Source organism: Streptomyces sp. NPDC025784 (genome assembly GCF_055558435.1).
On record NZ_JBVHMN010000036.1, the window covers coordinates 20,502 to 41,956 of the forward strand.

At 72.0% G+C, this 21,455-nt stretch carries 22 protein-coding genes; 9 read left to right on the forward strand and 13 right to left on the reverse strand.

The window, feature by feature from the left end; all coding sequences use genetic code 11:
• Positions 1-36: 36 nt before the first annotated feature.
• Complete coding sequence (locus ACZ4IF_RS43810; protein ID WP_467574695.1) at positions 37-696, reverse strand: response regulator; 660 nt, start codon at positions 694-696, stop codon at positions 37-39.
• The gene (locus ACZ4IF_RS43815) at positions 693-1,664 is read right to left on the reverse strand and encodes a sensor histidine kinase (protein ID WP_467574697.1); all 972 of its coding nucleotides are present in this window, start codon (positions 1,662-1,664) and stop codon (positions 693-695) included. Before ACZ4IF_RS43815 ends, ACZ4IF_RS43810 begins: the two co-directional genes overlap by 4 nt.
• Before the next feature lie 380 nt (positions 1,665-2,044).
• On the opposite strand from ACZ4IF_RS43815, the gene ACZ4IF_RS43820 reads away from it, so the two are divergent.
• Positions 2,045-2,329: a DUF3040 domain-containing protein gene (locus ACZ4IF_RS43820; protein WP_467574700.1), complete on the forward strand. Its 285-nt coding sequence runs from the start codon at positions 2,045-2,047 to the stop codon at positions 2,327-2,329.
• Between the two features lie 84 nt (positions 2,330-2,413).
• Here ACZ4IF_RS43820 and ACZ4IF_RS43825 read toward each other — a convergent pair whose 3' ends face one another.
• Positions 2,414-3,661: a cation:proton antiporter gene (locus ACZ4IF_RS43825; protein ID WP_467574703.1), complete on the reverse strand. Its 1,248-nt coding sequence runs from the start codon at positions 3,659-3,661 to the stop codon at positions 2,414-2,416.
• 6 nt (positions 3,662-3,667) lie between these two features.
• The gene (locus ACZ4IF_RS43830) at positions 3,668-4,138 is read right to left on the reverse strand and encodes a cation:proton antiporter regulatory subunit (protein WP_426680514.1); all 471 of its coding nucleotides are present in this window, start codon (positions 4,136-4,138) and stop codon (positions 3,668-3,670) included.
• A gap of 219 nt (positions 4,139-4,357) precedes the next feature.
• Between ACZ4IF_RS43830 and ACZ4IF_RS43835 the strand changes: the two genes are divergently transcribed.
• Both ACZ4IF_RS43835 and ACZ4IF_RS43840 read left to right on the forward strand, forming a co-directional pair.
• Entirely contained in the window at positions 4,358-4,801 is a 444-nt protein-coding gene (locus ACZ4IF_RS43835; RefSeq protein WP_359493310.1) for a hypothetical protein, read from the forward strand.
• 124 nt (positions 4,802-4,925) lie between these two features.
• Positions 4,926-6,338: an amino acid permease gene (locus ACZ4IF_RS43840; protein WP_467574706.1), complete on the forward strand. Its 1,413-nt coding sequence runs from the start codon at positions 4,926-4,928 to the stop codon at positions 6,336-6,338.
• Positions 6,339-6,400: 62 nt separating this feature from the next.
• On the opposite strand, the gene ACZ4IF_RS43845 is transcribed toward ACZ4IF_RS43840, so the two are convergent.
• The 3 genes from ACZ4IF_RS43845 to ACZ4IF_RS43855 all read right to left on the reverse strand — a co-directional run bounded on the left by ACZ4IF_RS43845 (position 6,401) and on the right by ACZ4IF_RS43855 (position 8,450).
• Positions 6,401-6,805, reverse strand: coding sequence for a DUF6281 family protein (locus ACZ4IF_RS43845; protein ID WP_467574708.1), 405 nt, complete (start codon positions 6,803-6,805; stop codon positions 6,401-6,403).
• Positions 6,806-6,990: 185 nt separating this feature from the next.
• Positions 6,991-7,407 (reverse strand): SRPBCC family protein, encoded by a 417-nt coding sequence (locus tag ACZ4IF_RS43850; RefSeq protein ID WP_467574711.1) that lies wholly within the window; start codon positions 7,405-7,407, stop codon positions 6,991-6,993.
• A gap of 32 nt (positions 7,408-7,439) precedes the next feature.
• Positions 7,440-8,450 carry an aldo/keto reductase gene (locus tag ACZ4IF_RS43855; protein ID WP_467574714.1) on the reverse strand — a complete coding sequence of 337 codons (1,011 nt, stop codon included), beginning with the start codon at positions 8,448-8,450 and terminating at the stop codon, positions 7,440-7,442.
• Between the two features lie 132 nt (positions 8,451-8,582).
• On the opposite strand from ACZ4IF_RS43855, the gene ACZ4IF_RS43860 reads away from it, so the two are divergent.
• A complete protein-coding gene (locus ACZ4IF_RS43860) occupies positions 8,583-9,533 on the forward strand; it encodes a LysR substrate-binding domain-containing protein (RefSeq protein WP_467574717.1) in 951 nt (316 codons plus the stop codon).
• A gap of 15 nt (positions 9,534-9,548) precedes the next feature.
• Here ACZ4IF_RS43860 and ACZ4IF_RS43865 read toward each other — a convergent pair whose 3' ends face one another.
• The gene (locus tag ACZ4IF_RS43865) at positions 9,549-13,379 is read right to left on the reverse strand and encodes a CHAT domain-containing protein (RefSeq protein ID WP_467574720.1); all 3,831 of its coding nucleotides are present in this window, start codon (positions 13,377-13,379) and stop codon (positions 9,549-9,551) included.
• Positions 13,380-13,440: 61 nt separating this feature from the next.
• Here ACZ4IF_RS43865 and ACZ4IF_RS43870 point away from each other — a divergent pair, with 61 nt between their 5' ends.
• The 3 genes from ACZ4IF_RS43870 (at position 13,441) to ACZ4IF_RS43880 (ending at position 15,368) form a co-directional block, all read left to right on the forward strand.
• A complete protein-coding gene (locus ACZ4IF_RS43870; protein ID WP_467574723.1) occupies positions 13,441-13,836 on the forward strand; it encodes a hypothetical protein in 396 nt (131 codons plus the stop codon).
• Positions 13,837-13,858: 22 nt separating this feature from the next.
• A complete protein-coding gene (locus ACZ4IF_RS43875) occupies positions 13,859-14,785 on the forward strand; it encodes a hypothetical protein (RefSeq protein WP_467574725.1) in 927 nt (308 codons plus the stop codon).
• 328 nt (positions 14,786-15,113) lie between these two features.
• Complete coding sequence (locus ACZ4IF_RS43880; RefSeq protein ID WP_345645225.1) at positions 15,114-15,368, forward strand: hypothetical protein; 255 nt, start codon at positions 15,114-15,116, stop codon at positions 15,366-15,368.
• 107 nt (positions 15,369-15,475) lie between these two features.
• Here ACZ4IF_RS43880 and ACZ4IF_RS43885 read toward each other — a convergent pair whose 3' ends face one another.
• Positions 15,476-15,964, reverse strand: a complete 489-nt coding sequence (locus ACZ4IF_RS43885) for a MarR family winged helix-turn-helix transcriptional regulator (protein ID WP_467574728.1) — start codon at positions 15,962-15,964, stop codon at positions 15,476-15,478.
• 136 nt (positions 15,965-16,100) lie between these two features.
• On the opposite strand from ACZ4IF_RS43885, the gene ACZ4IF_RS43890 reads away from it, so the two are divergent.
• Both ACZ4IF_RS43890 and ACZ4IF_RS43895 read left to right on the forward strand, forming a co-directional pair.
• Entirely contained in the window at positions 16,101-17,129 is a 1,029-nt protein-coding gene (locus ACZ4IF_RS43890) for a zinc-binding dehydrogenase (RefSeq protein WP_467574731.1), read from the forward strand.
• A 161-nt stretch (positions 17,130-17,290) separates the two neighbouring features.
• A complete protein-coding gene (locus ACZ4IF_RS43895) occupies positions 17,291-18,013 on the forward strand; it encodes an FAD binding domain-containing protein (RefSeq protein WP_467574734.1) in 723 nt (240 codons plus the stop codon).
• A 118-nt stretch (positions 18,014-18,131) separates the two neighbouring features.
• Here the strand turns inward: ACZ4IF_RS43895 and ACZ4IF_RS43900 are convergent, their stop codons facing one another.
• From ACZ4IF_RS43900 to ACZ4IF_RS43915, 4 genes are all read right to left on the reverse strand, one after another.
• Positions 18,132-18,446 (reverse strand): hypothetical protein, encoded by a 315-nt coding sequence (locus ACZ4IF_RS43900; protein WP_467574737.1) that lies wholly within the window; start codon positions 18,444-18,446, stop codon positions 18,132-18,134.
• 264 nt (positions 18,447-18,710) lie between these two features.
• Positions 18,711-18,938, reverse strand: a complete 228-nt coding sequence (locus tag ACZ4IF_RS43905) for a hypothetical protein (protein WP_359493270.1) — start codon at positions 18,936-18,938, stop codon at positions 18,711-18,713.
• Positions 18,935-19,564 (reverse strand): ParA family protein, encoded by a 630-nt coding sequence (locus ACZ4IF_RS43910; RefSeq protein WP_359493267.1) that lies wholly within the window; start codon positions 19,562-19,564, stop codon positions 18,935-18,937. The genes ACZ4IF_RS43905 and ACZ4IF_RS43910 overlap by 4 nt, the downstream gene beginning before the upstream one ends.
• A 241-nt stretch (positions 19,565-19,805) precedes the next feature.
• A complete protein-coding gene (locus tag ACZ4IF_RS43915) occupies positions 19,806-21,419 on the reverse strand; it encodes an FAD-binding oxidoreductase (RefSeq protein ID WP_467574740.1) in 1,614 nt (537 codons plus the stop codon).
• Positions 21,420-21,455 lie beyond the last annotated feature (36 nt).

Sequence of the window (21,455 nt, forward strand, 5' to 3'; positions counted from 1 at the left end):
CCCATGGCGCCCGCCCCGCCTGTCCGTTGTCGTGGGTCAGGGCTCGATGAGACCGACGCGGATGGCGTACCGGGTGAGTTCCAGGCGGTCCTTGAGGCCGAGTTTCTGCAGCAGGTTGGCGCGGTGACGCTCCACGGTCTTGGCGCTGATGACGAGCAGGTCGGCGATCTGCTGCGAGGTGTGCCCCTCGGCCACCAGCTTGAGGATCTCCTCCTCGCGGTCGGTGATGGCCTTCGCGGGCAGCGCGCGGCCCTCCCGGGCCAGGTCCAGGTACTTGCGGACGAGCACGTTCACCGCGCCGGGGTAGAGGAACGGCTCACCGCGCATGGTGGCGCGGCAGGCTTCGACCAGGTCACGGTCGGCCACGGATTTGAGGACGTAGCCCGAGGCGCCGGCCGCGAGGGCTTCGAAGAAGAACTGCTCGTTGTCGTACATCGTCAGGATCAGGATCCGCAGGTCCGGCTCGCTGCGGGACAGGTCACGGGCCGCCTGGAGGCCGGTGAGCCGGGGCATGGAGATGTCGAGGATCGCCAGATCGGGATGGTGGACGTGGGCCTGGGCGACCGCCTCGGCGCCGTCCTCGGCCTCCGCGACGACGGTGAGGTCGGGTTCGCCGTCGAGGATGAGACGGACTCCACGGCGGACCAGCGCGTGGTCGTCGGCGAGCAGGATGCGCACGGGGGAGGGGGCAGTCATGGTCGGCCGCTCCTGTCGGGGACGGGGACGGGGACGGGGACGGGGACGGTGAGGCGCAGTTCGGTGCCGCCGCCCGGACCGGCACCCAGCGCGAGAGCGGCGCCGATGAGCACCGCTCGTTCACGCATGCCACGGATGCCGGCCCCCTCGGGCGCGTCGCCGAGACCGCGGCCGTCGTCGCGCAGGAGCAACTCCACGCCGGTCTCGGTGGTTCGCAGGGTGAGTTCGGCGTGGTGGGCGTCCGCGTGGCGCGCGGTGTTGGTGAGCCCCTCCTGGGCGACCCGGTAGAGGACCAGTTCCGTCTCGGGGCCGAGAGCCGGGAGTTCGGTGTCGAGCCTGTGCCCGACGGTCAGTCCGGGACCGGCGAACTCGGTGGTGAGGGAGCGGAGGGCGCTGGCCAGGCCGAGTTCGTCGAGGACCCCGGGGCGCAGCCGGCGCGCGATACGGCGGATCTCGTCCAGGCTGCCCCGCGTGGTCTCCTGCACCTGGCGCAGTTCCGTCCGCACGTCGGACGGGGCGTGGTCGGCGACGCGCTTGAGTTCGAGGAGGACGGCGGTCAGGGTCTGCCCGACCTCGTCGTGAAGCTCCTGGGCGATGCGGCGGCGCTCGGCCTCCTGCGCGGACAGGGCACGGGCGCTGCTGGTGGCCCGCTCGTCCTCCAGTCGGTCGAGCATCGTGTTGAAGGTCGTGATCAGCTCGGCGATCTCCCCGTGCCCGCTCACCGCGGGACGCCGTCCCGGGCGCAGGAGATCGGTCGTGGTCATGGCCCGGGTGAGACGTCGTAGCGGAGCCAGGGCCAGGCGGAGCAGGAGCGCGTTGGCGACGAGCATGGCGGCCAGGCCGCCGGTGAGGATCGCGGCCTCGACGAGCAGGATCGGCGTGGAGACGGTGACCGGGCCCAGCAGCAGAGCGGCCGCGGCGACGAGTACGACGGCGTTCAGCAGGAAGATCCGCCAGAACAGGGGCACCGCGTCTCTCCTCCCAGCCTTGAGCCGCCGTGCCGCCGGTCCCTTCCGCACCGGAGAGAGGCGGCGACGTGAACCGGTCGGCTCCTGGCGCACTGCGACGGACTTCAAGGACCAGCGTGTGCCCTGCTCAGGACGACCGCCATCCGTGACAGCACCCATTTCCGAGGCCGGGAGTTCCCCGAGCCGGGCCGAACTCCTGGGGGCGGGAACCGGAAAAGATGGGGGCCGGGCCTACTGGCGGCGGCCCGAGGGGGGAAGAAATCCTGGATGCGGGTCGTGGCGCAGAGGCGGTCGGCCGAGCGGTGACGATCGGCCGACCGGCCCGCGGACTTGAGCGGTTCTGCGCTTCCAGGTGCTGTCGGTTCCGGGGAGGAAGAGCCGTGTCCCAGTACGACGAAGAAGGTCTGGCCGGTCTCGACGCGCAGCTCGGGAGGGCCGGTCCGCGGTCCCGAGTGCCGGTGAACAGGCGCTGCGTCCGTCCCGGGGGAGGACGGCGGGCCGGCGCCTGGTGGGTGCTGGCGACCGCCCTGGTCGCGTTGCCCACGGGGCTGGTCCTGCCGCACGGACTGCTCGTCGCCACGGGACTGGTCCTCCTGGGGATCGCCGCGTCCCTGCTCGATCCCTGCCGGCCGCCGGGAGGACGAGGGCGGTCCCCGGGCCGTTGATGCCCGGGGCGCCCAGGAGCTCCGGGCCGGTCTGTCCGTCGGCGCCGGGTGCCGCCCCCGCCGCAGGGGCGTGGGCGGCGCAGGTCAGGACCGGCCGATCGCGTCCTGTTCGTCGACCTCGCCGCGCGGGGCCGGGACGGACTCCTTCACCGGCGTCCCGGTCCTGGCCGCGGGTGTCCGCCTCCGGCTGGTCAGGCGCAGGGCGATGGGCTCGGTCCAGCGGGCGGTGAGCGGACCGAGGATCACCAGGATCAGCACGTACGCGGTGGCCAGGGGGCCGATGCGGGGTTCGACACCGACGGCGAGGCCGGCGATGACGATGGAGAACTCGCCGCGGGCGACGAGGGTTCCGCCGGCCCGCCAGCGGCCCTTGGCCGAGATCCCGGCACGGCGGGCCGCCCAGTACCCGGTGGCGATCTTCGTCGCGGTGGTGACGGCGGCGAGCGCGAGCGCCGAGAGGAACACGGGCGGGATGTCGGCGGGGTTGGTGTGCAGTCCGAAGAAGACGAAGAAGACCGCGGCGAACAGATCCCGCAGGGGAGCGAGCAGATGGTGCGCCCCTTCGGCGACCTCGCCGGACAGCGCGATGCCGACCAGGAAGGCGCCCACGGCCGCCGAGACCTGCAACTGCTGGGCGAGACCGGCGACCAGCAGGGTCAGACCCAGCACCACGAGCAGCAGCTTCTCGGGATCGTCGCTGGAGACGAACCGCGAGATGTGCCGTCCGTAGCGCACCGCCACCAGCAGCACCAGCGCCGCCACACCGAGCGCGATGGCGAGGGTGGCACTTCCGGCGGCGAGACCGGTGCCGGCGAGCAGGGCGGTGATGATCGGCAGGTAGACCGCCATGGACAGGTCCTCGAGGACCAGGATGCTGAGGACGACCGGTGTTTCACGGTTGCCCAGCCGTCCCAGGTCACCGAGCACCTTGGCGATCACCCCGGAGGAGCTGACCCAGGTGACGCCGGCCAGGACGACCGCGGCCACGGGGCCCCAGCCGAGGAGCAGCGCCATCACCGCGCCGGGCAGCGCGTTGAGGGTGGCGTCCACGAGTCCGGCCGGGTACTGGGTCTTGAGGTTGGAGACCAGATCGCTGGCCGTGTACTCCAGGCCGAGCATCAGGAGCAGCAGGATGACGCCGATCTCGGCGCCGATGGCGACGAACTCCTCACTGGCACCGAGGGGAAGGATTCCGCCTTCACCGAACGCCAGCCCGGCTAGCAGGTAGAGGGGGATGGGCGAGAACTGCAACCGACCCGCGAACCGCCCCAGCAGCCCGAGCCCGAGGATGATCGCGCCGAATTCGATCAGGAAGACCGCGGAGGAGTGCACCGGCGATCACTCCCGCCCGAGTATCGTCGCGGCTGCCTCCACGCCTTCGCGCGTGCCGATCACGATCAACGTGTCGCCGCCCGCCAGACGGAAGTCCGGGCCGGGTGAGGGTGTCGCCTCGGCCCGGCGCAGCACGGCCACGATCGACACGCCGGTCTCCGTCCGCATGCGGGTCTCGCCGAGCAGACGGCCGTTCCAGTGCGAGGTCGCCGAGAGTTCGATCCGCTCCGCCACCAGCCCCAGCTCTGTCGTCGACAGAAGACTCGGACTGTGGTGGGTGGGCATCAGCGCGTCGATGAGGCTCTCCGCCTCTCCCGACGCCAGCCGCACGGAGAGTGCGCAGGCGTCAGGATCGTCCTCCTGGTACGCGCTGAGTGTCCGTGAACCGTCCCGGTGGGCCACCACCGACAGACGCCGCTGCTCGCGCGTCGTCAGGTCGTAGCGGACTCCGATGCCCGGCAACGGCGTACTGCTCATTCGTGCAGCCGCCACGACTGCCCCCTGTCTGTTGTTGTCTTGACTGTTTCTTTTACAACTATTGAAGACACCCTAACGAAGGGCTCGTCCTGATCCACAGGCCCCCAGGACGCCGGGCCTGTGGAACAATTCGTGCCCAGGGCGTGCCGGACGCCCGGCCGCGGGGGGTCGCGCAGCCCGTTCTGCCGACGCCGGACACGACGGGAAGGGAACGTCAGCATGACGGCGTGGGTGCGACTCGGGACAGAAGCCAGGCCCGTGCCCCAGCCCGTCGCCACCCCGCTGGTCTGGGCCGCGGCCTCCGGCGGAGCGCTGGTACTGGTCGCCCTCCTGAACGCGGCCGTGGGCACGGACCGCCCCGCATGGGCCCTGGCCGGCCTCTCCGTCCTGGCGGCCGTCCTCGGCATCTGCGCGCGGTTCACCGCGGCTCCGGGCACGGCCCTGCTCTGCTGGCTCTTCCTCAACGGCTTCGCCATTCCGCCGGCGGGCACCCTGACCTGGGCCGCGCACCGCGACGCCTTCTGGCTCGCCTGCCTGCTGACGGCCGCCGTGCTGGGCACCACGCTCGCCCGCGTGATGAACGCCCATGCCGCCTACAGGCGTCTGACCACCGACAGCGCCTTCGCGTCACCGCGCCCGGAGGACGGCCCTCCGGAAGCCTGAGAACCTCCCCTTTGACGGGCGGGTCTCCTCCGGCGCACTCTTGCGTGGCGTCTTCCGTCCATGCGCGCCCTGAGCCATCATGATCCGCCGTCAGCCGTTTGCCGTTGGTGGAGAGGTGAGGCGTATGGCCAGGCTCCGAATGGGCGAAGGCATTCTCCGGCGCAAACCCATTGAGCACATCGAGGACACCGAGATCGCCGAGGGCCCCGGGCTGGAGCGGTCGCTCGGCCTGGTGCAGCTGACCGCGATCGGCGTGGGCGGCATCATCGGCGCGGGCATCTTCACCCTCGCCGGCACGGTGGCCAACGGTACGGCCGGACCCGCGGTGCTGGTGTCGTTCCTCATCGCCGGCGTCGCGAGCGCCGCCGCGGCACTGTCGTACGCCGAGTTCGCGGGACTCATCCCGAAGGCGGGCTCGGCCTACACCTACGGCTACGCCGTGCTCGGCGAGTTCGCGGGCTGGTTCATCGGCTGGGACCTGCTGCTGGAGTACACGGCGATCGTGGCGGTGGTCGCGATCGGCATCTCCGGCTACTTCAGTTTCCTCGTCGAGGACATGGGAGCCGACCTCCCCAACTGGATGCTGGGCGCCCCCGGCACCGGCTCCGGGCACCGCGTCGACCTGTTCGCCGCGATCCTGTGCCTGCTGATCGCCTGGCTGCTGACGCAGGGCATCCGCAGCGCGGCCCGCTTCGAGACCGTGGTCGTGGCGCTGAAGGTCATCGTGGTGCTGGTGGTGATCGTCGTGGGTTTCTTCCACATCAACACCGCCAACTACCACCCGTTCTTCCCCTACGGGATCAGCGGCGCGTTCACCGGCGCGGCGACGGTGTTCTTCGCGGTGTTCGGGTACGACGCCATGTCGACGGCCGCCGAGGAGTCCAAGGACGCTCAGCGGCACATGCCGAAGGCGATCATCTACTCGCTGGTCATCGCGATGGTGCTGTACGTGCTGGCCTGTCTGGTGCTGACCGGCATGCAGAACTACAAGGACATCGACAAGGAGAGCGGCTTCTCCTCGGCGTTCCAGGCGGTGGGTCTGAACCGGCTGGCGGACGTCATCGCGGTCGGTGCGATCATCGGCATCCTCACGGTGATGTTCACCTTCATGCTGGGCGTGACCCGGGTCTGGTTCGCCATGTCCCGGGACGGCCTGCTGCCCAAGTGGTTCGCGAAGACCCACCCGACGCGGCACGTGCCGACCCGCGTGACCTGGATCGTCGGGGTGGCGTCGGCGGCCATCGCCGGGTTCCTGCCGATCAACGAGGCGGCCGAACTGACCAACATCGGCATCCTGCTGGCGTTCGTGGTGGTGTGCGCGGCGGTGATCGTGCTCCGCTACCGGCAGCCGGACCTCCCGCGCAGCTTCCGCACACCGTGGATGCCGTTCGTGCCGGCGCTGGGCATCGTCTTCTCGATCTGGTTGATCACGTTCCTGCAGTGGCAGACCTGGGTGCGGTTCGCCGTCTGGTTCGTCATCGGCGTCGCCGTCTACGCCGGCTACTCGTACAAGCGGTCGGCGCTGGCCGGTCGTTAGGGAAGGCGCCTGCGGGCCGGGGCGGAGGACGAACCGCGAACCTCCGCCCCGGGACCGCGGGTTCAGGAACTCTTGATCATCTTCTTGATCTCCGGCAGTTCCTTGCCGGAGGCGGTGTTGACGTACACGACGCCGTCGGGCGATTGCTCCAGCGCAACGGCGACCGCGGGGTCCACCCCCTCGATCGCGTAGGCCGTCGTCGGGGTCGGTGTCGCGTGGTCGAGGTCGCCGGTGTCGCCGCACGGCGGAAGGGTGGCGGCACCGAGTGCGTCCCCGATCCTGAAGTCCCCGACCGCGGCGCCCGTGTACGTGCGGTCCTGGTACTCGACCAGAGCCGCGCACGACGACGATCCCTGCACGTCGTCGTCCCCGCTCGACGACGTGCAGGCGACGCACAGGGCGGCGAGGACCACCGCCGGCAGCGTCCACACCGTCGCCGTCCGGGCGTTCGGGAGCAGGGATGTCATGATGCGCCTCCTTGTGGAGCGTCCGCTCCGGTTCTCGGGCCTGCACGGAAGGCGACGGCATCGCCCTCCTCATGGACTTCGACGCCGCGGCGGCCCTTTCTGTTCGACCGGGCGGCCGCCTCTCGGCCGGCGAAGCCCCGCCCGCGAGGCGGCCGCCCGGTGGCGGGAGACGGCCGCCGGAGCTGTCAGGAGGTCATGGTCCGCAGCAGCGAGGCGAGTCCGTCCGTGTAGATGGCGTGGAAGAGCTCCTCGGCCTCGGTGTCGCCGACGCCGGCCGGAGTGAACGAGCCCGACCATTCCACCCGCGCGGTGTCGGCCGTCGGTCCCTCGTGGACGGTCAGGGTGGAGAGGTATCCGGTGACGGGGAAGGGCGCCTGCTCGATCGCGTACGAGTAGCTGCGCGCCTCCTGGTCGAAGGCCTGGAGGCGTTCGACGATGACACCGCCGTCCTCGTTGGTCAGGCTCCGGACGCGACCGCCTTCGCTGAGCTCGCTCTGAGGGATGTAGGGGAGCCAGTCGGGCAGCGAGCCGAAGCCTCCGATCAGGTCCCAGACGCGGTCGGCGCTGCGGGGGATGTCGATGGATGCACGGGTGGTGGCCATGGTGATGCCTCCGGGGAAAGGGGCGGGTGAGGTCAGAGAGCGGGGACGGGGGCCGTGGGCGCGATGAGCTTCTCCTCGCGCAGTGCCGCCCAGAAGGCGGCCGGCACGGTCTCGCGGAGCGCGGCGACGTCCTCGGCGATACGGCTCGGCCGGGTGGCCCCCGGGACGACTGCGGCGGTCGCCGGATGGGCGAGGGCGAACTGGAGGGCGGCCGCCTTGATGCCGACACCGTGCTCGGCCGCCAGGGCCTTGAGACGCTCGACCTTCGCGACGATGGCCGCCGGGGCCTCCTGGTACTCGAAGTGGCGGCCGCCCGCGAGGATGCCGGAGCTGTACGGTCCGCCCACGACGATGTCGACGTCCTGCGCGGCCGCGGCGGGCAGCAGCCGCTCCAGCGCCCGGTCGTGGTCGAGGAGGGTGTAGCGGCCGGCGAGCAGGAACGCGTCGGGGCGCGGCTCGTCCAGGTCCAGCGTCAGTTCCAGAGGCTCGACGCGGTTGACGCCCAGGCCCCAGGCCCGGATCACGCCTTCGTCGCGGAGCCGCTGCAGGACGCGGAAGGCGCCGGTGCGGGCCGTCTCGTACCGGGCGAGCCACTCGTCGCCGTAGAAGTCCTGGGCGACGTCGTGCACCCAGACGATGTCCAGCCGGTCCGTCCGCAGACGCCGGAGGCTGTCCTCGATGGAGCGCAGCGTCGCGTCCGCCGAGTAGTCGTTGATCATCTTGTTCGGGCGGCCGTGCTCGAACAGGCCGCCCTTCTCGCCCAGCTCGCGGGAGGCGGGGTCCTCCAGCTCGTCGAGGACGACGCGCCCCACCTTGGTGCTGAGCACGTACTCGTCGCGCGGACGGTCCGCCAGTGCCTCGCCGAGGCGGATCTCCGACAGGCCCGCGCCGTAGAAGGGGGCGGTGTCGAAGTAGCGGATGCCGTGGTCCCAGGCGGCGTGGACGGTGGCCGAGGCCTCGTCGTCGGGGATGTCGCGGAACATGTTGCCCAGCGGCGCGGTACCGAAGCCGAGGGAACCCGGGAGGAAGGACTTGATGCCCATGAGGGAGATCCAATTCTGTGCAGATATGCGCGGTTTCTGCTCTTCCGCGGCTCTTGCTCTGTCGAGGTTAGGATCGAGAATTGAGACTGTCCAAGACTTGCTTGGACACACTTGAGTCCCAGGAGGTCTTAGGTGCTTGACCTGCGGCAACTCCGCTATTTCGTGGCCGTCGCGGAGGCGGAGCATGTCGGACGCGCCGCCGAGCGGCTCCACATGTCCCAGTCGCCACTGAGCCGGCAGATCGCCCAGCTGGAGAAGAACCTGGGCCTGACCCTGTTCGAGCGCAGCCAGCAGCGCATCCGGCTCACCTCCGACGGGCGGGTCTTCCTGTCCGAGGCCGAGGCCTTGCTGCGGCACGCGGACCGCCTGGAGAACCTCGGCAGGCGCCTCGGCCGGGGCGAGGAGGGAGGCCTGTGCGTCGGATACGTGGGGGACGCCATGCACACCGGTGTCCTGCCGCGCGCGTTGCGTGATCTGCACGACGCTCGCCCCGGCATCCACGTCGCGCTCTACGACCTGACCGCGGCGCAGCAGTTCGAGGGCCTCAGACAGCGCAGCCTGGACATCGCCCTCGTCCCGGAGGCACCGGCCGACGACGATTCCGACCTGGAGTCCGCGCCCCTGCTGGTGGACCCCCTGCTGCTGGCCCTGCCGACCGGCCACCCCCTCACCGGACAGGCGGAGATCCGGCCCGAGGATCTGGACGGGCAGCCCTGGATCGCGGTCGAGAACAGCCAGGACGTGACCTGGCGGGACGGCTTCATCGCCTCCTGTGCGGCGGCCGGCTTCACCCCCGACATCCGGCTCGCGGCCCCGGATCCCCTCACCGCCATCGGCCTGGTCGCCTCCGGACTGGGCGTCGCCCTGGTGCAGCGGAGCATGACGCGCGGCCAGACCCAGGGGGTGGTCGTGCGCGAGCTTCCCTGGTTCGACGCCTCCGTCCGCCTCTGGGCCGCCTGGCACCGCATCGACCTGCGGCCCGTGGTCGCCTCCTTCCGCACGACCGTCCTGCGGGCCCGCGAGAACGGGGAGGGCGACGCGGTCGAGGCGACGCACCGGACGCCGCGGCCTGATCCGAGCTGATCCGAACGAAACCCCTTAGGGACCCGCGTGCACCTGGCAGGCCCACAGGCTCGGGGTCCGGGGGTAGGCGCTGCGCAGCGCGCTCACCGCGGAGTGCAGGGCCTGCGCCGTCCGGGCGACGTCGAGCGTGCCGTCATCCGTGGTCAGGGCCTCGTACACGCTCTGGGCGACACCGGCTCCGATCGTGTCGTCGACGTGCCAGAGGGATCCGACGACATGGGGGAATCCCGCGATCTGCAGGGCGCTGACGATGTGGACCGCCTCGTCGGCGAGTTCCGGGCTGGAGCGCAGCGTGTTGCATGCGGAGAGATAGGCGAGCCGCACCGACGGCAGCCGGAGCCGGGCCAAGTCGCGTACGGTCAGGGGGCGTTCGGTGTCGTCGTGCAGGACGAGCCTGCTGCCGGACGGGCGTTGCAGATCGCCCAGGGCGTGACAGGCGAAGTGCGCGTACACGTGCCGGGGCAGGGCGGAGAGCACGGCCGCACGCGTCGCGGACGCGCCGGTCAGCACCTCGGGGGCGGACAGCAGCCGGGCAAGGTGCTCGGCCTCACGGCGTGCGGCGGGCAGCGGTGCCAGCCCGGCGACCTCGTCGACGGCCACGACGAGCGCCCCGGTGCCGGCCGGACGGGCGGCGCGTTGTCGGGCGTGGTGCAGCGCCCGCAGCGTCGGCGTGTACGAGGAGACGACCCGGTCCAGCGCACCCGGCGCCGGCCCTACGGGGGCGGCGGCGTGCAGCGGCAGGGTGCCCAGGACCCCACCGGGCGACCACCACATGCGGGGCAACGGTCCGGCGGGTGCGGCCGGGACGCGCAGGTGGTCGAGGACGGGACCGGTGACCGCCCGCCACAGCCAGGCGAGCGTGTCGCGCACGACGTGCTGTGCGCGCTGGGACGCGGCGAGGGAGATACCGGGCGTCTCCAGACGCAGCAGCGCCTCCTGCAAGATCTGCCTGCGGTTCACCGCCTTTTCGGGGTTCAGCCCGGGGAGCGGCACGGCCTCGACGGTGTGCTCGCCGACGATCAGCGCGTCGCTGCCGTACGAGGAGACGTTGACCAGGACCACCGGGCCCGCCGAGGCCGTGGCGCGCAGCTCCCGCTCGTCCCATTCCCGCACCGGCCGCAGCAGTCCGAGCTCGGGATGCTCGACACGGATGCGCCGGGTCAGCTCCCGCCATTCGGCGGCCAGACGCTGCCGCAGGTCCGCCTGCGCGTCGGCGTCCCGCGCACGGGTCAGGGGGCCTTCCGCGAGGAGCGCCTGGGCCCGGCCGTCGGTGGCCGTGTCCAAGGCCTCGCGGAGTCGCTCGAACCGGTCGGCGAGTTCCGGGGCCCTCTCCCGGAGCCGGGTCAGATCGCTGTCGGCGTCGAAGGCGTGGGAGAGCAGCACGCCTCTGGCCTGTTCCAGCAGACCGACCGCGAGTCCCGGCCGGCCGCAGCGCACCGCGCAGGCCGCCGCCGCGGCACCCAGCCCGACGGTCCGGCTCAGCAGGAACTCCTGGTCGTCGCGGGCCAGATGGCGCGGAGCGACCGAGGGCAGCAGGTCCACGGCCAGTGCATAGCCGTCCACGGCGCCGGCCCAGTCACCGAGCTCGGCCCGGACGTCGCCCCAGGCACGCGCCGCGTCCAGGCGGAGGGACGGCGCGCACTGCTCTTCACGGGCCGCTTCCTGGAACACCGCGGCCGCGGCGGCCAGATCGGCTCGACGGCGACGCCGTCCCGGCCCCCGGCCGAGCAGGACGTTGCCGAGATTCATCAGCCGCGGCGTGCGTTGGGTGTGGCCGGACGGGGTGAGCTCGACCGCCCGGCGGAACAGCGCGAGGGCCTCGTCGCGGGCGGCCGACGACCACAGGGTGCGAGGACTCAGCAGTCGCGAACTCGCGGCCACCGTCAGGGCACCCGGCAGGTCGGGCGAGGCCGGAGGCAGCGCGGTGATGACCGCGTCGGCCAGTTCGCGCGCCTCGCGGGCATCACTGAGCAACGGTCTCTGACCGCATCGGGACATGAGGGCGGCCGCGAGGTTGTGGCGCCGCCGCGGCAACCGCGGGTCGCCCTCCGGGGTGAGGGCGACCGCCTGCCTCAACCGGTCGATCGCCTTGCCGAGCTGTGCGACGGGATCAGCGGCGCGCGCGAAGCCCGTCATGAGGCTGATCCCCTGCGAACCCCGCAGCATCGCCTCGTGGGCGGGGCCAAGACCGGGCAGCGTGGCGGCCCGGTCGCGAAACTCCCGGGCCTCCCGCAGGTCCTCACCGTCCTCGGTGAGCAGGTGCCGCACCCCCAGTGCCATCCCCAGGTTGAGCAGCCGGACTCCGAGCATCTCGTGGCCCCCGGGGGTGAGCGCCACCGCCTCCCGATGCGCCCGCACGGCCTCGTGCAACTCCTCCGGATCGCCCGTGCGCGCGTAGCTGCTGACCAGCACGAGACCGAGATCGTCGAGCGCGACGGGCCGGTCCGGGTGGTCCCGTGGCAGGGCGGGCACGGCGGACCGCAGGAGTCGCAGCGCCTCGGTCAGATCCGCCTCGTTCTCCTCCGGGTTCCGCTCGTGCCGGTTGTACAGGGCCATGGCGGGAGCGAGCAGCCGCGGTGCGGTCTGCGGCGTCACCTCCCCGGCGGCGTCGGCCGTGTCGGAGAACTGGGCGATCGCTCCGTCCAGTTCCGCCGGATCGCCGCCGGTCATGGTGAAGCGGGCGCGCCGTGCGTTGCCCAGGGCCCGGCGCAGCGCGGCGCCCTGGTGCGGGTCCGGCGACATCGCGAGCGCCTCGGTCAGCACCCGGACCGCTTCGTCCAGGTCGTCGACCCGGCCGGTGCGCTGGGCGCGCAGGACGAGCGCGAGCCCCAGATTGAGGCCCGCGGCCGCCGGTCCCTTCGGGTCATGGGGCGTGGCCCGGCGGAACAGGTCCACCACCTCGTCGTACTCCTCGCGCGTGCCGCCCTCCAGCTGGCGCAGCATCATCAGCGCGCTCCCCGCTGTGCTGAAGCAGTGGGCGAGATGTGGGCTCCCCGGCGGCAGTTGGGCCAGTACGTCGCGGGCGATCCCGGCCGCTTCGTACAGGTCCTCCGGGTCGTACGACCGGCGGTAGCGCTCCATCAGCCGGATTCCCAGGTTGCTCAGGGCGGGAAGCCGGTCGGGGGAGTCGGACGGGGTGCCCTTGAGGACACGGTGACCGGACCGGACCGGATCGACGCTCAGGTCCCCGAACGGCCAGGACATTTTGGCGAGGGCCAGCACCTCCGACAGGCTCTCGACCCGGGACAGGTGCACGGGGTCCTCTTCCCGTGTCGCGAGCACGGCGAGGGTGCCGCATCCGATCGCGGTGGCCACCTGCACTTCGCGCGAGGTCGTCATGGCACCGAACCGCGTGGCCAACTCGTAGAGTCTGAGGGTGCCTTCGGAGGCGTCGGGCGGCGGATCGTGCTGCCTGCCCTCGGCCGTGATCGCGAACGCGGCGCAGCTGGCCGCCCATTCGTCGGGTCCGTCGGCGTTCGCCGGATCGGGGCGCACCGTGGGATCGAGGGCTGCGTAGTTCGCGGCCAACTCGGGCGGCACGAGCCCGGGATCGGCCACCCAAACCGGGAAGAGCAGTGTCCCGGCCATGCATCCGTGGACCCGGCCGTGTTCCCCCGGGTGGCCCGCGGCACGGGCGACGCAGAGCCAGCCGGCCGCGTGCCGGGCCCGCATGTCCGTCCGCGGGTCGGTGGCTCTCAGCAGTGCGCGGAGTTCGGCATCCGCCTCGTCGCCGAACACGATGTCCCGGTCCACCCGCCCGTCCGCGGTTCCGGACCGCAGGGCACGGTCATGGACCGCCCGGACCAGCCTGTCCCGATCGTCCCGCACGTTGCCGAACACCCCCATGCCGACTCCGTCATCATCACGACCATCCTCAACTGTCCTCATTCTGCGGCACACTTGGGCCATGACCGAGCCGCCCGACCGCAGCGAACTCGCCCACCGGACCGCAGCGTTCTGCGCTCTGCTCGGCTCGTCGGGGGGCGTACGGCGACTGCCCGAGGTCCGGGCGGCGGCCGAGCGCGCACTCGCCCTGCTGCGGTCGGGTGCCGACACCGCCGCGCTGGCGGCGGGCTACGACGACGTGGACCACGCGTTGCGCCGGGCCGGGCACGCCGGCGGACTCACGGGTGATTCGAGGGGCGCCACGGCCCCGGGCGTCGCGGCGCACATCAAGGTGGCCGTGTGCCCGTCCGCCGAGCCCTGCACCCGCCTCGAACGGGCGCGCGACCTGCTGCCCGCGCCGTCGTGTGCCGTCCACGGCGCGCGCATGCGCAAGGCCCGGCTGGAACCCGAGCGGTGACCGCCCGCGGCTTTTTGATCCCATGAATCCCCTCCTCGCCACCCTGGGCGGCAAGCTCACCGAGCGCTGGCTGAACCTGCTGGTGCTGCCAGGTGCGCTGTTCCTCGCCACCACCGCCGTCGGCACCACCCTGGGCCACCGCCACTGGCACGACCTCGACCGGCTGCGCTCCACGCTCGACGACCTCGCCGCCCGGCCCGCGCTGGACCGGACCGGCACGGCAGCGCTCCTCGTGGCGTTCGTCCTGCTCGCCGCGACCGCGGCCTCGCTGGTCGCACAGTTCCTCGGCGGTGCCGTCGAGCGGTACTGGCTGCGGTTCGGCCGGGACCCGGTCTCCCGTGCCCGCACCGCACGGCGCGACCGTCGGTGGAAGGCACGGGACGCCCAGGTCGAGGCCGCGGTCGCGCACGCCGGGCCGACCGGTGCCGCAGCGCACGGCGCGGTGGCGGTCCCGCGGCGGACGTGGGAGCGGATCCAGGCTCTCACCGAGGCCCGCGACCGCATCGCGCCGCGCGAGCCGACCCGGCCGACCTGGTACGGCGACCGCATGCAGGCGACGGCGGACCGCGTCGAGGCCGCCTACGGTGTGGACCTCGCCGCCCTGTGGCCGCGGCTGTGGCTGATCCTCCCGGAGCCCGCCGTACGGCAGATCCAGGGGGCCCGTGACTCCTTCAGCGCCGCGGCGCGCCTCGCGGCCTGGGCCGTGGCCTACGCCCTGCTCGCCTGCTGGTGGTGGCCGACCGCGCTGATCGCCGTCGGATGCGCGGCGGTGGCCCGCTCGCGTGCCCGCACCGCGCTGGACGCGCTGGCGGGGCTCGTCGAGGCGGCGGTCGACGTGCACGGCCGGGAACTGGCCACCCGCGTGGGGCTGATCGCGCCGGACGCGACGGGGCTGCTCGCCCGGGACACGGGGGACGGGATGTCGGAGGTGTTCAGGAAGGCCGAGTGACGCGCACGCACGTCGTCGCGGACCCGGCCCGGTGGAGGACGAGCGCCATGACGCCCGTGTCGCGCTGCGGCGGCGGCCGTCCTCGGGCCTCGGCCCGTCCTTCCTTCCGGCCCCCGGACCTGGTCGCCGCTGTTCGCCGGGGAGACAACTCGTCTGGTGGCGAGGAGAGTTGAGTTACCGCCATTCGGACCGCAGACCGGCCCCTTCCGGTGATTGCCGGACGATCCGCGGGCGCGGCCCCTGCTCGGCGGGTACGGCGTCTGGGCAGCAGACTGCCCGAACTGTGAGGAGAACAGCTGTGTACGCAGCCGTCAGACGCTACTCAGGAGTGACCGACCCCGTCGAGGCCGGGCGCCGGGTGAACGAGGGGTTCGTCCCCCTCATCCGCGAGATCCCGGGGCTCCTGGCCTACTACTGGGTCGACGCCGGGAACGGGGTCATGGTCTCGACGAGCGTCTTCGAGAGCGAGGCGGGGGCCGGCGAATCGATCAAGAAGGCGGCGGTCTTCGTGCGGGACAACCTCGCGTCGTTGCTTCCCAACCCTCCGGAGGTCATGTCCGGTGAGGTCGTGGCCTCCGTCTAGCGGGAGACGCCCGGTCGCCGAGCCGGTGTCGCGCCGCCCTGCGGGGGAACCGCCCGGCGGCGCGCCCGCCGGGCGGCGGTACGGGGGTGGCGTGTGCGCGGCCGGATTCAGACGCGTCGGCGCTTCCCGTCGTCGGAGGTGAGCCCGCCCGCGCGCAGCGCGACCGCCCTGCCCGCGTCCTGATCCGCCACCAGGCTGCGCAGGAAGGCGAGAACCGAGTCGAGATCGTGTCCCTGTGCCGCGGCGCTGATACCGGCGTGCAGTTCCGCTTCCACCGCGGCAACGGAGCGGGCCGTCTCGTGCCCCGAGGGCGTGAGCGTGAGCTCCACGTGCCGTCGGTCGCGGCTGCCCTCCTCGCGGCGTACGAGTCCGGCGGTCACCAGCCGGTCCACCAGACGGCTGGGGTTCCCGCCGCTCTCGCACACCAGGAGAGCCCCGAGCCCCGACATGCTGAGCGGCTGTCGCTCGGCCAGCAGGCGCAGCACCTCTGCCTGGGCGGGAGTGACCCCCAGAGGGCGCAGTCCGTGCGCGAGCCGGCGGTTGCCCTCGCGCTGCGCGGCCAGGATGAGGAAACGGGCTTCTTCGGCCGGTTCCATCGCGACGCTCCCCGGGATCGACGGACGAGACAACTACGTTACACGACACCCATCCTCTCTCGATCTTCCGTGGGATCTGGTCGGCTCAATATGTGTCGTGTAACTTAATGACACGACACAGAAAGTGGTGAGGTTCATGAGCGAGATCACGTACCGGAAGATCGTCGTAGAACGCTTCGGCGGCCCGGAGGTGCTGCGGACCGTCGAGGCCACGCTGCCGGAGCCGCCGCCGGGGCATGCCCGCCTCAAGGTGCTCGCCTCCGGAGTGGGCTTCACCGACCTGATGGCACGGTCGGGCGACTATCTGCTGCAACGGAGGCCGCCGTTCAGTCCCGGATACGAACTCGTGGGCGAGATCGTGGACTTCGCGGCCGACGGGCCGCGGCCCGCGCGGCTCGCCTCCGGAATGCTCGTCGCGGCCTGTCTGACGAAGATGGGCGCGTACGCCGAGTACGTGACCCTGCCGCTGTGGCAGCTCGTCCCGCTGCCCGACGGCCTCGACCCCGTGACGGCCGCGGCGATTCCCCTCGACCACCTGACGGCGCTGAGCGTCCTGGAGACCCATGGCCGCGTCCGAGCCGGCGACACCGTCCTGATCCAGGGCGCGAGCGGGGGAGTCGGCCAGGCACTGAGCCGCCTCGGTGCCCTCCTCGGGCTGCGGATGTACGGCACCGCTTCGGCGCCCGGCGCCGAAGAACTGCTCGCCCGGCACGGCGTGACCCACATCGACTACCGCCGGCAGGACTTCGGTGAGGTCCTGCGGGAGCGGGAATCGGAGGGCATTCAGGCGGTGTTCGACCACATCGGCGGACCGGGACTGCGCAAGGGGTACCGCGCGCTGGCACCCGGGGGAGTACTGGTCAGCTACGCGTTCGCGGGCCGCCCCGGACACATGGTGGCGGACACGGTGCGCGGAGCCCTGCGGGTGAAGGCGATGAACCTGCGGCCGGGCCGCCGCACCGCGCTGAGCATGGTCCCCCACGAGATCAGGGCCGACCACGACTGGTACCGCACCGCTCTGGAGCGGCTCCTCGACATGGCCCGCAGGGGTCGGTCGGTGCCACGGATCGCAGCCGTCGAACCGTTGAAGAAGGCCGCCGACGTCCACGCGGCGCTGGAGCGCCGCGAGATCGCCGGGAAGGTGGTCCTGACGACGGAGGCGTGAATCGCCCATGGTCCGCGTCGTGGGACGCGCGGCGCACGCCTTGCCCGTGTGAGCCCTGGATGCGCCCCCGCGAGGACGGCGAAAATGCGCCGTGCCGACGGAAAGGCTGCCGATACGCCGCCTGCCCGTCGCTCAACTTCCAGGAAGGCAGGTCGGTTGCGGTGCTGGTGCGATTCCCCACGTCCCTCTCCGAAGCGCAGGAGTGCCTGGCCGAAGGGGCGGTCCCGATCGGCGGGGCGACGCTGATATGGGCCACCTGGCAGCGGGACGGCTTCCCCGCGCAGGCCATGTCGCTGCGGGACCTGCCCACGGCCAATGCCGTCGGGCGCGAGGAGCTGGGCAGTGCCGTGGTGCTGAACCGGATCGACGACCGGGTACCGGACGCGCTGCGTCTGGCCGCCGCGACGGTCGGCACCGGGGCCGTGCGCAGGACGGCGACGGTCGGCGGCAACCTCGTCGGCAGCAGCCTGCGCTGTCTGCTGCCTGCGGCCCTGGTGCTGGACGCCCGTGCCACGGTGCTGGAATCCGACGGCGTGCACGAGACCGATCTGAGCGAGGTGGTGGCCAAGCGTCCGCTGCTGCTCGGCCTGCGCTGGCGCGAGCCGGTCGCCAGCTCCAGTCACAAGGCGCAGGCAGACGCGGGCGGTCCGCCGCCCCTCGTCGTCGCCGCGGCGCTGCACGCCGACGGGGGCGCGGGCACCAGCCTCCATGTCGCCGTCCGCCACGGCTACGACGTGCTCAGCGGCAGCACGGAGTGTGACGGCGGCACCGAGCGGGCGCTGAGCGAGCTGCGCGGCACGGCCCTCGGCGAGCTCGACAGCGCCGCATGGGGGGTGGTCGGCCGGCAGGCCACGGCCCTTCTCGACCGCCCGGCCTGCGGATGAGCCCGGCCGCTCACTCGGACGGCTGACGGTCTGAGCTCGCCTCGAGCGCAGCACAGGAGCGAGGGGCGCCACTCGACTCCCGGGTGGCGCCCCTCGCTCCTGTGCTGCGGTGTCGCTCTCAGGGGACCACGATCACTACGACGCCGTTGCCGAAACCGTTGTTGTAGCCGTTGTACCAACCGTTGTTGTAGCCGTACCAACCGTTGTTGTAGCCGTAGCCGGTGTTGTAGAAGTTGTTGTAGCCGCCGTAGCCGTAGCCGTTGTCGCAGCGGTTCCACCAGCCACCGTGTCCGCAGTAGTTGCTGACGTTGGTCACACTCTGGGCCGGGGTCGCGGCCGAGGCCGTACCAGCTGCGCCGACTGCGGCACCGCCGGCCAGCAGAACTCCGGCGGCGGACATCGCGGCCAGGCGCCTCGCGCGGTGTGCATTCATGGACTTACCTTCCTTCCCACCCAACGTGCGGATCCAGGCACGGGACGGATGGCCGCGGCGGCCGGGCGAGGGGTCCGGCGCCGCTGTGGATGGTGCCGCCCGAGTACGGGACGCAGGTCAGGCGGTCCCTGGCGACCAAGGACTACGTCGTTCGGCCTAACCCGCAGAGCGGCTCTCGTCCTTTGATGCTAGTCGCCCGACGACCACACAGCATCCTGGGTGGAACGGTGCAAGTCGGCGTGGGGTGCCCCGCGTGCCGCAGGCCTACGGGGTGCTGCTCAGGGGGCGCAGTGCGGCGGCTCCGGCGCGCAGGAGCGCGGCGACGGGCGGTCTCACCCACCGGGTGAGGTCCCGGGGCAGGTCGGGATCGAGCTCGATGGTCACCCGGACGTACCGGGTGCGGAACTCGGTGACCTTCGTGTGCCGGGGCGGTGCGATGACCTCCGGTCCGCGTTGCAAGGCGGCTCGGTAGGTGTCCCTGCGCTGGTTCATGCCTTGTCCTGACGTTTGATGAGCTCGTCGGCGAGATCCATGTACGCCGAGCCCTTGACCTCGACGGGGCCGCCGAACGACTGGGCGTAGAGGTCGAGCCGTGGAATGTGGGTGGACAGCACGTCGAAGCCGCGCTCGGTGAGCGCCTCGCGCGCGTCGGCGTCGGGGCCGGTGCGCGTGGCGTCGGGACGATTGGTGCGGTTCAGCAGGACGGCGGCGCGGGCCGGATGGGCGCGCAACGACTGCATGTCGCCCATCTCGCCGCCGATCGGTGCCATGCGGTCCAGTTCGATCGGGGCCGGTGTCACCGGCACGATCCATTCGCCCGCGTACCTCATGATGCTCCGGGTGATGTGGGCGTGATCCTCCATCTGCGGCGCGTCGAACACGACAGCCTGCCGGTTTCCGAGGAAGTCGTTCACACGCCGGTGCACGTCGCCCACCGGAAGGGCGACCACGGGGAAGGGGAAGCCGCCCGCCAGTTCGCTCCAGCGCAGGGCGGAGGAGGCGGGGTCGCTGTCCACGAGCAACGGTGAGATGCCCGACTCGTGAAGCGCGTGAGCCAACCAGACCGCGCTGGTCGTCTTTCCCACTCCGGGTTTCAGGTTCACGAATGCATGACTCATCGACACAAAGAGTGACGCTAGTGGTCGCGGACGGCCGGGCAGCGCTGTCGCGCGGTGCGCGGCCCCACCGTTCATCCTGGCGCGCGGGTGAACCAGTCGTCTGGTCTAAAGCCGAAGCCCGTACCGTGCGCCGGCGACCACGGGAGGGGAGGGCGGTCCGGGCCGCCGCTCCGGGTGGGAACCCGGCGCGCGGCCGGGCCGGTGCACCGTTCGCGTGCGGCCCGGGCCCCGGCTGCCGGTGTCATCCCGTGGCGGCCGGGCCGAGCAGCACGCCCGGGTTCAGGATCCCGGCCGGATCGAGTGCCCCCTTCGCGGCGCGCAGGGCCAGGGCGAACGGCTCCGGGCGCTGGCGGTCGTATCCCGGGCGGTGGTCGCGTCCGACGGCGTGGTGGTGGGTGACGGTCGCCCCGTGGTCGTGGAGGATCTGCATCGACGCGGCTTTGATCTCGTCCCACATGGCGACCTCGTCCCCGCGACGCCCGGGCGCGATGACCGTGAAGTACGGCGCGGCCCCGTCCGGATACACGTGGGTGAACCGGCAGTTGACGGTGCCCGCCGTGCCCGTCACCTCCTTGACGACATCGGCCAGTCGCTCGCGCACCGCCTCGTACAGCTCTCGCGTGCGGTCCCAGGTGCAGGACGTCTCGAAGGTCTCGGAGATCACGCTCATGCGGGCGAGCGCATCACGCAGGTACGGCATGGTGAGGAAGGCCGAGCGCCAGGTGTCCGCCGCGGTGTCACCGGACCCGGGCTCCGTGGCCGCCGCGCTGCCGCCGTGATCGCGGGCGAGGGTGACGAGTTCGGCGAGACGACCGTCGACGGGGGCGTGGGCCGATTCCACGCCGAGGACGAGCACGCTCTCCCCGTCGTGCGCGACGCCCGCCAGGGTCGCCTCTCCGGGGTCGAGCAGCCGGCAGTTGGCCGGGTTCAGGCCTGACTGCGCGACGGCGCGTACGGCGTCCATCGCGGCATGGACGTCGTCGAACAGCACGGTGGCCGAAGCCTTGTGGCGCGGTCGGTCCTGGAGTCGCATCCAGGCCTCGGTGATCACTCCGAGGGTCCCCTCGGAGCCGAGGAACAGACGGTCGGGGGAGGGGCCCGCGCCCGAACCGGGCAGTCGCAGCGACTCGTTGACCCCGACGGGCGTCACCACGCGGAGAGACTCCACGAGGTCGTCGATGTGGGTGTACAGCGTGGCGTAGTGGCCGCCGGCCCGGGTGGCGAGCCAGCCGCCCAGGGTGGAGAACTCGAAGCTCTGCGGGAAGTGGCGCAGGGTCAGTCCGTGCGGTCGCAACTGTGACTCCAGGGCCGGGCCCAGGGCGCCGGCCTGGATCCGGGCGGACCTGCTGACGCGGTCGATCTCCAGGACTCGATCCAGGCGGGAGAGGTCGAGGGAGACCACTGCGCGGTGCAGCCCGGCCCGGTATTCGACACCGCCGACGACGGAACTGCCCGCGCCGTACGGCACGACGGCCGCATCGGCGCCCGCCGCCCAGTCGAGGACGTCGATCACTTCTTGTTCCGTACGGGGACGGGCGACCTGGTCCGGGGCCGCCGCGAGGTCGCCGTGGAGGGCGCGCATCACGTCGCGGAACGCCTTGCCGTAGGTGTGTGAGGCCCGGTCGAGGGGCGCGGCCGACATCAAGGGGGCGAGTGCCGGGGGCGGCTCGACCCGCACCTTCGGCAGGGCGAGGGCGGAGATCGCGGGCACGGGCAGCGGGGTGTCCGCCGCGCCGGGGACCAGCGCCGCGAGTGCCGTGCAGTCGGTGTCGGGCAGGGCCTTGTCGGCGGTCCCCCAGCCCCACCAGGAGCGCTGGGCCGGGGAGGACGTGCTGCGGGCGGGGCTGTCGGACACGAGAATTGACCTCTCGGTAATTTACCTCTTGGTAAG